The sequence below is a fragment of the Serratia aquatilis genome (assembly GCF_044865145.1).
Lineage (GTDB): Bacteria > Pseudomonadota > Gammaproteobacteria > Enterobacterales > Enterobacteriaceae > Chania > Chania aquatilis.
Genome location: NZ_CP173186.1, coordinates 3,056,647 through 3,069,344 on the forward strand (window position 1 = coordinate 3,056,647; position 12,698 = coordinate 3,069,344).

The following is a 12,698-nucleotide window of genomic DNA, read 5'->3' on the forward strand; positions in this document are numbered from 1 at the left end:
AAAGGGCGTGAAGATAATATGCATCCTGGCAGTACAAAACAACTCACTTTTCAGAGGGAAAGGCCGCAGGATTAGAGGGGAAATATTCGTTAAACAGGAAACTATTCGCACAAACTTAAATTACCTTAACGTTCGTATCTGGCCAAGCGATACGGACAGCCTTTTGCGGCATGAATTGGCGTTTTTATACTAGGCTGTGTCTCTCAATTGCCCAAGGTGCCGTCGCAGACCCAAAAGCCCGTTATCAAGGCGGAGGGTGAAGGGCAGAGTGGCCCTCTGTTCAAGCCCGACTTTACTTCGAACGGGCTTTTGGGGCGCTCGCGTGCAATTGAGGGACACAGCCTAAAATACGCACCCATCACCGCCCTACGAGCGGTGATTGCAGGATTACTCGATTCGTTCAAAAACCATACTGATGAACTCCCGATCCACTATCTCGCCGGTTTTACTGATACTTTTATCTTTTTTACGATCTTCATAAATCAGTTTTAACGGCAAGCCATATATTAATCTGTTAACGTCTTGTGCGTTATAAAGTTGAAATCCGTGCTCGATAAAAGGTAGTTTTTCCATAAAGGCTTTTTCACAGAAGGTGACACAAAAATGGCCGCCAACTTTTAGCACTCGACTAATATCTTTTAGCAATACCTCAGGCTCACGCCAAAAATAAATGGTGTTAACTGTTAATACTTTATCAAAAATTGCGTCCTCCGAGGGGAGTACAACACCATCATACATAAGATAATTCGCCCAACCAGCCCGAATATAAGCATGATTAAATGCGAGCGCCTCCTGATGCATTAACGGCGAAACCTCCAATCCGGTATATCGTAGATTTTCAGCTATGGACAGAATGTATCCGAGTAACCCGCCATTTCCATAACCCAATTCGAGGAGGTGATCCCCCTCAGCCAAAGAGAGGCTATTGATGCCATGCAATATCTGATCTGGTCTAGTAAAAGTTGACACCCCATTAAGTGGCGACTTCATATTCGTTTGGTGAAAGACCACCAAGGTGGGTATGAGGTCGCCACATATTGTAGTATTCAATGATGTATTTATTAACGTCACGCTTTGCGCTTTCGACATCCTCATAACAGCGGTCTTTTACCCACTCTGATTTTAGGCTGCCAAAAAAGCGCTCTATCACGGCATTGTCCCAGCAGTTTCCGCGCCGACTCTGACTCAGTTCGATATCATTATCTTCAGCATATTGCCGCCATGCCGCACAGGTATATTGGCTACCCTGATCAGAATGAACCAGCACTTTGCCCTTCGGCTGCCGCCACATTTTTGCCATGCGCAGTGGGCTTAGCGCTAACTCCGCCGTCATCGTTTTAGCGACGTCCCAGCCCACGACCTTGCGCGAGTAAAGATCGACAACGGCGGCCAGATAGCACCAGCCCTGACGTGTCGGGATATAGGTAATATCCGTCACCCATTTTCTGTTCGGTGCCTCAACGTTAAACTCCCTGTCAAGATGGTTAGGCACAGCGGCGTTAATCTCTTTAGCAACAACATATCTGTGTCTGCGCTGATGGCCTGATAACCCAAGCTTTTTCATTAGGTTACGAGTTGCGTAACGTCCCAGGTTAAAGCCTTCTTTACGCAACACGCTACTTAATGCCCGGCTTCCAAGGCTTCCGCGACTGGCTTTCCAGCAGGCTAAAGCGTGGGCATCCCGTTCAGCATTTAATGAGGTATCCGGGCGGTCTTTTGCCTTTAACCAACGATAAAATCCGTTACGGCTCACCGTCATGGTTCGGCAAAGCAGCGCCACCGGCCAGAACCGGCGATGCTCATTAATAAACGCGAACCTCAGCGTTGTTCTTTTGCAAAGAAGGCCGTGGCCTTCCTGAGAAACTCCCGGTTCACACGCATAACTCAGGATCTTGCTGGAGAGAGTAACCCAGTGATTTTGCTCTTCGTTTAAGCCCGTCGAGTACGCGATTACGGTAGCGCTCTTCATAATAATCCGCGCCAGGATCGACATATTTCTGACCATATTTAAGGGCATTGTAGAACAGTATTGCCAGTTTTCTTGCCGTTGCAGTGACTGCTTTTGCTTTCCCGATACGGGATGATAATCGACGATAAAAAGCACCCAGCGCGGTATCGCTCCGGCCAATTGTTGTGGCTGCCAGTCTTAGTGCAGCAGCAATTCGACTGGATGAACGCCGTGTTTTCGAGGACAGTACTTTTCCACCGGAGATCTTATTCCCCGGGGACAAGCACAGCCACGAGGTAAAATGGCTCGCATCCGGCCATCGATTCATGTCAGTACCGCATTCGGCAACGAATTTTAATGCCAGATAAGGTCCAAACCCATGTATCTGTGTCAGATCTGCCCCGGTAATTTTCCAGAGTAACGGTCTGACATCAAAGGCCAGTTGATTGGGTTGCTTTGTACGGTGTCTGGCGGAAGGCAATGCTCCTTCAGGCTCTTTGATTCCGGTACTGAGCTGCAATAATGAAGTTTCGATTTGATCATCACACTCGCGGATCTTTTCCTGGTAAAAATCGAAAAATGCCACCGACTGTTCAAGTGCAAAAAGATGTTCAGGCTGCCAGTTCCCTGTCAGTGCCTGTTGAAGAACCTCTGGCGTCTTTTTACATCTGACATCACGATACTGGATCAATACTGAAGGATCGCGCTCACCACTGACAATAGCTCTGACGATTGAAAGACCGGTAACGCCAGTAATATCCGATACGGCATGATGCAATTGAACATTCATCTGCATCAACGCCTTCTGCATATGCTGGATATGCGCAGCCCGGTATTCAGTCAGGCGTTCCCGTTGTCTCAAATAAGACCTGAGTACGGAAATGTCGTGTTCAGGTCTGAAACTGGCCCGGAGAAGGCCAAATGAATGCAGCTTCTGCAGCCACTGTGCGTCATTGACATCAGTCTTGCGACCGGGAACATTTTTTGCGTCTCTGGCATTAACAAGGATCACATTGAAACCCGCAGCTTCAAGGATCTCAAAAGCAGGCAACCAGTAAACGCCTGTGGACTCCATGGCAATGGTCGTAATGTGACAGGTTTTGAGCCAATCGGACATCCGATGAAGGTCGCCTGTGAAACTTTGAAAAGTTCTGACCGGCGCGGCGTCAGCATCCGGTGGTACGGCGACAACGTGGAATTCAGCGCCAATATCAACGCCAGCAGCATGAGGATGGATAATAGACATTCGGAAGGATTTTTTCATGGAAATCTCCTTGCTCATTTTTCGATGAACGAAGGAGGGGACGACGGAGAAATCACCTTCCTGAACGGGATCAAAGTCACCACTGTCGGATCCGCCACAGTCCCTGAACCATGTTTTTTTACGGGGTCATACCACCAAAAGGCCGACGGCTGCTTCCTTCGCTAAATTAGCCTGCCAACTTTTCCGGGGAGTTTCTGAGACTCAGGGCGGGGTTTAACCCATGGACAGTTTTTTAGGATGTCCTTCTGCTGTTTGAGTTCTTCATTCTCAGCACGAAGGCGGCGTAATTCAGCCTCCAGCTCGCTGCGGGGCCTTTCACCCAGGCGCTCCGTTTGCAGGGATTGCTCGTAAGCCGTCACCCAGCGGCTGATATTCTGGTCAGCGACATTCAGCTGACGAGCCACTTCGACACATGAAAAGCCCTGCTCACAAACGAGTTTGGCGGCTTCAATCTTGAATTCTTTACTGTAATTTCTACGTGTTGTTCTGGTCATATGCACCTCCGTTTCAAGGATTATATCCTCTTAAGTCGGTGTCACCGATTATTAGGCCAGATCAATCACCGGCAGATTGCGCAAATTCATTACATTACCTAATACTCTACCCTCCTCCCCCTCTGGGCATCGCAATTGCAAGGCAAGCTTTTGGTGCGGACTTTCCATAGTTCCCTCTACTTATCGTTCAGTTATGGTAATAAAGGCCGATTATTTGTTTAACAACTTTATCACATTCCAACTGTCTGCCTAGCTCTTCTCCTCTGCACTAGGCTGTGTCCCTCAATTGCCCGTGGTGCCGTCGCAGACCCAAAAGCCCGTTATCAAGGCGGAGGGTGAATGGCAGAGTGGCCCTCTGTTCAAGCCCGACTTTACTGCGAACGGGCTTTTGGGGCGCGACCCTTCGGGCTGGGGCCATCATCAGAAATCGCTTCAGTTGGTACAAAATTGTTTCTGCCGATAGATTACTTGAGTGCGTTTCGTCGTGCCCGAGTCGTGGCTCGGCGCAGCAACGGCGTGTTCACCTGTGGTTCCTGCTGGAACAGTGCCATGCTTATGGTACGGCCCACGGTACCCAGCGTCACGGTGAATGCCGGCACATTATTTACCATGGCGAGGAGAGAAAAAGCGCGCGGTGCTTATTAGAGACGCACACGGCGCGCGACCAGTGTGGCCAGTAACGGAGCAATGGCAAAGACGGCAAACACCCACAAGGCAGCTTGCTGCGCCCCTGCCAAACCACCTGGATCAGAGAATCCGGCCAGATTCGCTACGATACCCGCCAGTGCAGCACCAATGGCTGTCGCATACAACTGCACGGTGGTAATCGAAGTCGATGCCAGGTCTTTCTGCCCGTCAGGCGCGATGGTGATCACCTGTGTGAGCAAATGCGGCCAGCCGAGTCCAATACCGCCGCCTACCGCGACCAGTGCAACGCACATCAGTGTGAGGCCTGGCACCGTACCAGGACGATATTGCATGCTGCCGGATTAAGTGTGGATACTTTAGGCTGTGTCCCATAACTGTGCGCGAGCGCCGCTGCAGGTGGATTGGTACATATCGTTACTGGGTGCTAAATTGAAATATGTTAATTGACTCGTATTTTTTGCGGTCAGTCATTGAGACCTCATTCATTTTACTGCCGCAGTCGAACGATTCATTTTTGGAGAGATAAAATGTCAAAAAATGCGGCTTTTGTTGCGACACTCATTCTATTTGCCATTTCCCCAGCACACGCAATTAACGCGAAATACGCCCAACAGCTAGAGCGCTCTGGTTGTACCCAGGTGAGCGAGTCTCAAGGGTGTGATATTCACAAAACCAAAGCCGAGAACGCTAAAAATGGCTTTGGTACATTACCCACCACGGAAACTACAGCAACTAACAGCCCCTATACCGGTGAGTGGGTTGCCACTTTCCCGCAAACTGGTACGACGGTAGCAACGATACGCATTGATGCTAAGGACCACGCTTGGGTCAATGGCAAAAAAGTCAAAGCAAAGAAATCCGATGGTGCACTGGTGTTTCGTGATGGCTTCATCACCTATACCATTCAAGGGGATCGTCGCCTCAAAGGTGAGGATGTCTGGGTGGACAGCGATGCAGGCACCAAAGGGATCATTAGCGCCAAGTAACACAGGTTGCCCGATTTAATAAAGGGTGAGACAGTAATCCCCTGCATACTTAAGGTGATTGTGACTTCGCGATTGGTCACTCAATTCCCTGCTGATATGGATATCACTCCTCGATGAACGTTCACTGTTTGCCACTTATACCACCGACACTGATCGGCCAAATCGTTGAATTACAGCCTATGCAGCAAGAACATGCGTCCGCTTTACTGAACGCGGCTGCAGATGGCCAATTGTGGGATTTGAAGTTAACGGTAGTGCCAGGTGCTGCCGGCATAGATCAATACATTGCAACCGCCTTGGTGGGACAACAGGCTGGCAGCGTGATGCCTTTTATCATTGTTGCGCGTGATAGTGGGCGGATTGTTGGCAGTACGCGTTTCTGGAAAATCGACGCAACCAATAGAAAACTTGAAATCGGTCATACATGGCTTTCCGCCTCAGCACAGCGCTCTGGGATTAACACAGAAGCCAAATATCTTCTGCTTTCCTATGCCTTTGAAGTCATGCAAATGGTGCGTGTGCAGTTAACCACCGACGAACTGAACGAAAAATCCAGGGCGGCGATCCTGCGTATTGGTGCCAAACAGGAGGGTATTGTCCGTAACGAGCGCATCATGCCGGATGGCCGCCTACGCAATTCGGTGCGTTACAGCATCATCGCCAGCGAATGGCCGGATGTTAAGGCCATGCTACAGTTGAAGATAGCACGCTAAGCTGCCCGAACTCGCTTTTCGGGCCAAGCCGCTCACCTGCAGTTAATGGACACCGCCTAGGCCACCTCAGGGATCTTCTCATCGATACTGATATACAGGCGGGCATAAGTGGTTTTCTCGAGAACCTGAAAAACGTGGAATTTTTGTTCCAACAACAATATGCCAAAGACCTGTAGATCACCCAATACTCTGATCTCAAGAGGTTCCAGCTGTGAACCTTCCTTACAAAAGACGCTGGTAAGGTGGTTCATCTCCACCATAAGCACATTGATTCCTTTGACACGCGAAGGCACTTCCCCCGTGAGCCACTCCTCTGGAGTCAGAACATAATAACGCCAGCCCGCATTTTTCAATGCCTCGATAATATAGGTGATCCGATGCAAGTCCGGTTGCTGGTTGATAGGGTCTACCCATGAAAGGTACAAATGTCGTACCCGCTCATGGAGTCTGCTCTGCAGGCCTAATTTGCGCCCACGCGAAATCAGCCAGGCTATTTCTGGCGCAACTTGCTTGGAAAAACGTTTTTGCTTTTGTGCAGTAACCAGCCAGCGTAACAAGAACAAGTGTTCGTCTAACAATGAACTGATTTTCCCCTCTTGTTCCGCGAACTTTAATGCAACTTGAGCACAAAATGCAAAGTGAGCCAATTCACTGTTTTTATTATCAATATCTGTCATGGCAAATACCGTAGAAATTAACCATCGTGGTTGAAGCTACCAATACCCCTACAGAAGTCCCTCAACCGAGAGCAACTTCCCAGTAAGTTTGCACGCCCCAAAATGCGCCTGTACCTGTTATTGTCCACTTTATTTCATAAAATAAAACAGTGTTTCAATTTAAATAATTCATGGTTTCATTAAACTGTGATTGTCAGAAGCAAAAAGAGACGTGGATCACACAACGACGTTTTTACAGCACATTTACCGAGAAAAACTCTCTCTGTTGCCCACTGAATCGCATGTAACCGCCCTACTCCGTCTAAAGAGTCATCTTGGCTTAACCGCTTTACTGCAAAACACGTTTACCCACACGGAAATTTCGTGAATAACCTCGCAAAGTGATCAATCAAACGGAAGCTCAGCTTGCAGCCACCTGTCGTCAATGATATTAGAATACCACTTTACAAATTATCGTAAAGAAGGAAAGTACATTACAGAACCGTTGACGAAGGACACCTCATGTCGGAACTTAAATTTGCCACACGTTTGAACTCTTTTGCCTCAGGTGCCAATCGCTACTGGCCAGAATTGAAAGGCAAACCCTCAGTCCTGCAAATGATTGAGCGTGCAGGAACGGTCAAGGGATTGACTCATCTGGACTTAAACTACCCCCAGCACATCAATGAAGACGTGAAAACCCTACGTCAGAAAATCGAAGATGTGGGTCTGGCAGTAAATGGCATGCAAATGCGCTGGGATGCGCCAGAATTCAAGATCGGTGCGTTCACTAACCCTGATGCCAAGATCCGCCGTCAAGCGATCGAATTAACCAAGCGCGGTATTGACGCAGGCCGTGAATTTGGTGCCAGTTTAATGACATTGTGGATGGGGCAGGATGGCTTTGATTACTGCTTCCAAGCAGATTACAAAAAAATGTGGGAAGACGCCGTCGGCGCGGTTAGGGAAATCGCAGAGTACGCGCCGGATATTGATGTCAGCATTGAATACAAACCCAACGAACCGCGTGCCTACAGTATTTTCCCGAACGTCACCACCTGCCTGTTGGCGGTAGAGGAAGCGGGTTGTGCAAATCTGGGTATTACTCTCGATTTCGCGCATGTGCTTTACGCCAACGAGATCCCTGCCTATGCCGCAGCTATGGTTGCCCGCCGTTCACGCCTGCTGGGTCTGGATCTGAACGATGGTTGGGGAAAACGTGATGATGGCCTGATGGCCGCTTCGGTTAACCCACGGGCAACGCTGGAATTCCTCTGGCAGATGCAGCGGGATGGTTATAAAGGCGCTTACTATTTCGACACTTTCCCTGACGCCAGTGGCTTGGATCCGGTGCGCGAAGCCGAAACCAACATCGCGACAGTAACCCGCTTACTGACACTGTGTAAAAAGCTCGACAACAATCCAGCATTGATGGATGCCATCAGCAGGCAGGATGCAGTCGCTTCACAGCAAATTGTTAACGACATTATGCTGGCGAAATAGCGCCAGTAACCCGGCACCCAATGGGTGTCTCTAATAATAACTAACAGCACCAAGGATAGAAGATGAAAAAGCACTTACTCTCTGTATTCGCCTCTGCCCTGTTTTGCACCAGCGTTTATGCTGCCGACCTACCGCCGCTGCAGTCAGATACCGAGCCGGATCGGACCGACTGGACCGAGCTAACGGCTAAATATGGCCCGATGCCCGCAGTGGACAGTAAATTGAAAATTGGCGGCGTCTCCAAAACGCTGACCAATGAATATTGGCGCTCCCTTGGCGAAGGCTATCAAAACACCGCTAAAAAGTACGGCTTCTCCGTAGCCTATCAGGCCGCAGCGAATGAAGACGATCAGTTGGGCCAGCTATCCATCGCGGAAACATTAATCTCTCAAGACTTTAACGGCTTGCTGGTTTCACCGCAAACGGATGCCAACTTGCAGCCCGCTTATGAAGTGGCCAAAAGCAAGAGCATCCCGGTGGTTAACGTTAATGACGCCGTGATGCCAAGTGCCGCCCATTATGTCGGCAACGTGCAGAAAGACAACGGCGTGCGGGTCGCCAACTGGTTTATCAAGCATCACCCTGAAGGCGGAAAAGTCGCGGTTATTGAAGGCCAGGCTGGTGTTTATGCTGCTACACAGCGCACCAAAGGATTCAAAGAAACCCTGGGGGCCAACGGAAAGTTCTCTATTGTTGCCAGTGTGCCCGCCAACTGGAGCCGTGAAAATGCCTACAACGCCGCCGCTACCATTTTGCAGCAACACCCTGATTTAGTGGGTTTCTATGCCAACAATGACGGCATGGCACTCGGGGTTGTGGAAGCGGTACACGCACAGGGTAAATCCAAGCAGGTAGCGGTATTTGGTACCGATGGGATCTCTGATGCCTACGCTTCCATCAAACGCGGTGAGTTGACCGGTACGGTAGACAGTTTTCCGGTGCTGACTGGTGAAGTGGCAATGGAAGTCATGCTGCGCCTGATCGACGGGCAGAAGATTTCACGCGTGGTCGCTACGCCGCAAGCCCTGATCACCAAAGAAAATGCCGAGGCTTTCTTAACCAAAGATAATGAGAAACTGCGCCAGTTGCTGGCACAGCAATAGGCCAGTCTGCGGAGGGTTTATGGAACAGTTTTGTTTGACGATGAGTAGCATCAATAAAACCTACGGCAATGCAATCGCGATCCAGGATGTAGATTTTTCGGTAAGACATGGTGAAGTCCACGCTCTGATCGGGGAAAACGGTGCTGGAAAATCGACATTGTTGAATATTCTCTCTGGGGTACGCGCGGCGGACTCTGGCGAAATCAAAGTGGATGGGCAGGTGATTCAGATGAAAAACCCGCTTTCTGCTCGCCAGGCAGGTATCGCTATGATCCATCAGGAACTACAGCATGTTCCTGAACTCTCCGTAGCACAGAATATGTTTCTTGGGCGCCCTTTGACACATTGCAACGGGTTATTTGTGGATAAAAAGGCCCAATATGCCCGGGCTAAAGCGATCCTTCGGCGTCTTGACCCCACCATTGATCCCAATGAACCGATCAAGAATCTGAAAGTGTCACAGCAGCAAATTGTGGAAATTGCCAGGGCATTACTTGACGATGCAAAAATCATTGCCATGGACGAGCCAACGTCAAGCCTGACGCCGCGTGAGTTTGAGCGGCTCGCAGAGTTGATCGCCGATCTTAAATCGATGAACGTCTCACTGATTTATGTCTCACATAAAATGAATGAAATCTTTAAAGTTTGCGACCGCGCCACTATTTTGCGCGACGGTAAACAGGTCGGCGTGGTCAATATCTGTGACGAGACAGAAGAAACCATCGTCACCAAAATGGTGGGCCGCAAGATTGAGAAAGTACAACACCAGTCATTCATCACCGATAAAGAGATCCTGCGTGTGGAAGGGCTTGGGCGCGACAAGGTTGTCCTGCCGGCGAGTTTCTGCGTACAGGCAGGAGAAGTGCTGGGGATTGCCGGTCTGGTTGGTGCCGGGCGCACCGAATTGCTGAAACTGATCGCCGGTATTGATACCAAGAGCTGCGGCCAGGTGTTGGTTGAGGGGGTAGCAGTAAAAAACCTCAATGTCAGATCCGCCATTCGGGCAGGGATTGGACTGGTGCCGGAAGATCGTAAGAAAGAGGGAATTATCAAAGAGCGAGCAGTGAAAATGAACATGGCGCTCCCCTCCATGAGCAATTTCACCCGCTATGGGCTATTAAAAACCAAGAAATTAAACCAGTTGGCCCAAGAAGTGATGACCGACTTAAACCTGCGCCCGCTGAATATAGAAAAAACCATTGGTACCTTAAGCGGTGGGAATCAGCAAAAAGTGATTATTGGCCGCTGGGTTGCCGCAGATAACAAAGTCTTTCTGTTTGATGAACCCACCAGGGGGATCGATATAGGTGCCAAATCTGAAATCTATAATTTAATTGAGAAATTAGCCAAACAGGGAAAAGCTATTGTTGTGGTCTCCTCCGAAATGCCAGAAATTATTCGTATCTCTGATCGGGTACTGGTGATGCGCGAAGGGAAAGTAACTATGGAACTTAAAGGCGACGATATTACAGAAGAGAATATCGCTCGTTATGCGATTAGCGATCTAAATTAAAACAGCTTCTGTAACTTACATTTATCATTAGGGTAATTATTATGATGACACAGGGTAATACTCAGCCTAAAGTACCGCCTTCAAAACTACTCAAGTTTAATCTGCGTGATGCGGGTACGCTTATTGGTTTACTGATTATTGTTGTTACCTTTTCGCTGCTTTCTCCAGTCTTCTTCACGCTGCCTAATATGTTGAATATTTTGCAGCAATCTTCAATCAATGGAATTATCGCCCTGGGCATGACACTGGTGATTATCTCCGGCGGTATCGACCTTTCGGTCGGCCCAACCGCCGCACTATCCGCCATTCTGGGAGCCACCCTAATGGTAGCGGGGGTTCCTGTACCGCTGGCAGTGATGGCAACCTTGGGGGTTGGCGCATTATGTGGGGTCTTCAGCGGATCGCTGGTGGCCTACGCAGGGCTGCAGCCCTTCATTGTTACCCTTGGCGGGCTCTCGCTGTTCCGGGCAATGGCGCTGATCTTTACCAACGGCAATCCAATTTTTGGCATCCCTACTGAGTTCCGCAGCTTCATCAATAGCGAGATATTCGGCATACCTGGCCCAATCGTTATTGTGGTCACTATCGCCATTATCCTCTGGGTAGTAATGAACAAAACCCCACTGGGTGAGTACATTCTTGCGGTGGGTGGCAACGAAGAAGCAGCTCGCGTGGCCGGTGTGCCAGTGAAAAGAACCAAAGTGACCGTCTTTGTTATTTCAGGCGTGTTGGCCTCACTGGCCTCTCTAATCCTGATTGGCCGCCTGGGTGCCGCTGAACCGACCATGGGCAACCTGTGGGAGCTTGACGCTATCGCCGCTGCTGCCATTGGTGGCGCTTCGCTGATGGGGGGTAAGGGTAGCGTTATTGGTACGCTGATCGGTGCCATCATTCTTGGCTCGTTACGTAACGGATTGACGCTTCTTAATATTCAGGCTTTTTATCAATTGCTTGCAACAGGCCTTATTATTATCATAGCGATGTTGATTGACCGGGCGACACGAGGCAAGTAATGAAGCAGGATCCGCGAGCAATAGGCGCTCAAATTCGCATGAGATTACCACAACTGACGCCACTGGAAAGAAAAGTAGTGGACTCGATTACTTCTAAAACCGATTTATCTGAGCAAACATCTTTAAAAGAAATTGCGCTGGAAAATAAAGTTTCGGAAGGCATGGTGGTTAAGCTGGCAAAAAAACTCAACTTCTCTGGGTTCCGCGAATTCAGAAGTAGTCTGATTTATTATAATTATTCTGAAGTAGCTAGCTTGCATGCAGAAATTGAACCTGATGACTCATCGGAACAATTACTGGAAAAGGTATTCAGAACTTCTATTCAGGCAATAGAAGAAACCATTTCTATTCTGGACGTTTCTGAATTCAACCGCGCTGCAGATATTCTGTTTAAGTCCAGGCACATCGATCTCTATGCCGTTGGCGGTTCTGCCACTGTCGCACGCGATCTGTCGCATAAACTGCTAAAAATAGGGGTTAAAACCTCAGTGTACGATGATGCCCATACCATGCTGATGTCTGCAGCGATCTTATCGGATGATGATGCAGTAATAGCAATCAGCCATTCCGGCGCTACCCGCGCAGTCAACGATCCTATCAAGCTGGCTGCGCGCAACGGTGCCAAAGTGATTGCCATTACCAACTATTCCGAATCGCCCATTGCGCGTAATGCGCACGTGGTTCTTAATTCAACCTCACAGGGCTCGCATTTGCTTGGGGAAAACGCAGCGGCACGCATTGCGCAACTTAATATACTGGATGCTCTGTTCGTGGCAATTGCGCAAAAAGATTTGAAAAAAGCTGAAAAGAATCTGATGAAAACCCAGCAGGCGGTCCGTGATTTAAGAGAATATTAG

Annotated in this window: 14 protein-coding genes; 7 read left to right on the forward strand and 7 right to left on the reverse strand. The window is 49.1% G+C overall.

Annotated features, from left to right (window positions below; translation table 11 throughout):
• Nucleotides 1-387: 387 nt before the first annotated feature.
• The 6 genes from SAQUA_RS13815 to SAQUA_RS13840 all read right to left on the reverse strand — a co-directional run bounded on the left by SAQUA_RS13815 (nucleotide 388) and on the right by SAQUA_RS13840 (nucleotide 4,686).
• The gene (locus SAQUA_RS13815; RefSeq protein WP_380675843.1) at nucleotides 388-990 is read right to left on the reverse strand and encodes a class I SAM-dependent methyltransferase; all 603 of its coding nucleotides are present in this window, start codon (nucleotides 988-990) and stop codon (nucleotides 388-390) included.
• Complete coding sequence (locus SAQUA_RS13820; protein WP_380675845.1) at nucleotides 974-1,969, reverse strand: IS3 family transposase; 996 nt, start codon at nucleotides 1,967-1,969, stop codon at nucleotides 974-976. Before SAQUA_RS13820 ends, SAQUA_RS13815 begins: the two co-directional genes overlap by 17 nt.
• Nucleotides 1,872-3,212, reverse strand: a complete 1,341-nt coding sequence (locus tag SAQUA_RS13825) for an IS110 family transposase (RefSeq protein WP_380675847.1) — start codon at nucleotides 3,210-3,212, stop codon at nucleotides 1,872-1,874. Before SAQUA_RS13825 ends, SAQUA_RS13820 begins: the two co-directional genes overlap by 98 nt.
• 161 nt (nucleotides 3,213-3,373) lie before the next feature.
• The gene (locus SAQUA_RS13830) at nucleotides 3,374-3,706 is read right to left on the reverse strand and encodes a transposase (RefSeq protein ID WP_380675849.1); all 333 of its coding nucleotides are present in this window, start codon (nucleotides 3,704-3,706) and stop codon (nucleotides 3,374-3,376) included.
• Nucleotides 3,707-4,170: 464 nt separating this feature from the next.
• Complete coding sequence (locus SAQUA_RS13835) at nucleotides 4,171-4,305, reverse strand: hypothetical protein (protein ID WP_380675851.1); 135 nt, start codon at nucleotides 4,303-4,305, stop codon at nucleotides 4,171-4,173.
• Nucleotides 4,306-4,347: 42 nt separating this feature from the next.
• Nucleotides 4,348-4,686: a hypothetical protein gene (locus SAQUA_RS13840; RefSeq protein ID WP_380675853.1), complete on the reverse strand. Its 339-nt coding sequence runs from the start codon at nucleotides 4,684-4,686 to the stop codon at nucleotides 4,348-4,350.
• A 195-nt stretch (nucleotides 4,687-4,881) separates the two neighbouring features.
• Here SAQUA_RS13840 and SAQUA_RS13845 point away from each other — a divergent pair, with 195 nt between their 5' ends.
• Both SAQUA_RS13845 and SAQUA_RS13850 read left to right on the forward strand, forming a co-directional pair.
• Complete coding sequence (locus tag SAQUA_RS13845) at nucleotides 4,882-5,340, forward strand: hypothetical protein (RefSeq protein ID WP_380675855.1); 459 nt, start codon at nucleotides 4,882-4,884, stop codon at nucleotides 5,338-5,340.
• 113 nt (nucleotides 5,341-5,453) lie between these two features.
• Nucleotides 5,454-6,053, forward strand: coding sequence for a GNAT family N-acetyltransferase (locus tag SAQUA_RS13850; RefSeq protein ID WP_380675857.1), 600 nt, complete (start codon nucleotides 5,454-5,456; stop codon nucleotides 6,051-6,053).
• 56 nt (nucleotides 6,054-6,109) lie between these two features.
• Here the strand turns inward: SAQUA_RS13850 and SAQUA_RS13855 are convergent, their stop codons facing one another.
• Nucleotides 6,110-6,730 carry a DUF2913 family protein gene (locus SAQUA_RS13855; RefSeq protein ID WP_380675859.1) on the reverse strand — a complete coding sequence of 207 codons (621 nt, stop codon included), beginning with the start codon at nucleotides 6,728-6,730 and terminating at the stop codon, nucleotides 6,110-6,112.
• A gap of 501 nt (nucleotides 6,731-7,231) precedes the next feature.
• Between SAQUA_RS13855 and SAQUA_RS13860 the strand changes: the two genes are divergently transcribed.
• From SAQUA_RS13860 to SAQUA_RS13880, 5 genes are all read left to right on the forward strand, one after another.
• On the forward strand, nucleotides 7,232-8,212 hold the full coding sequence (locus tag SAQUA_RS13860; RefSeq protein WP_380675861.1) for a TIM barrel protein: 981 nt from the start codon (nucleotides 7,232-7,234) through the stop codon (nucleotides 8,210-8,212).
• Between the two features lie 62 nt (nucleotides 8,213-8,274).
• Entirely contained in the window at nucleotides 8,275-9,315 is a 1,041-nt protein-coding gene (locus SAQUA_RS13865; protein WP_380675863.1) for a substrate-binding domain-containing protein, read from the forward strand.
• 19 nt (nucleotides 9,316-9,334) lie between these two features.
• Nucleotides 9,335-10,828 carry a sugar ABC transporter ATP-binding protein gene (locus SAQUA_RS13870; RefSeq protein ID WP_380675865.1) on the forward strand — a complete coding sequence of 498 codons (1,494 nt, stop codon included), beginning with the start codon at nucleotides 9,335-9,337 and terminating at the stop codon, nucleotides 10,826-10,828.
• A 41-nt stretch (nucleotides 10,829-10,869) separates the two neighbouring features.
• Nucleotides 10,870-11,841, forward strand: a complete 972-nt coding sequence (locus tag SAQUA_RS13875) for an ABC transporter permease (RefSeq protein ID WP_380675867.1) — start codon at nucleotides 10,870-10,872, stop codon at nucleotides 11,839-11,841.
• Nucleotides 11,841-12,698: a MurR/RpiR family transcriptional regulator gene (locus SAQUA_RS13880; protein WP_380675869.1), complete on the forward strand. Its 858-nt coding sequence runs from the start codon at nucleotides 11,841-11,843 to the stop codon at nucleotides 12,696-12,698. Before SAQUA_RS13875 ends, SAQUA_RS13880 begins: the two co-directional genes overlap by 1 nt.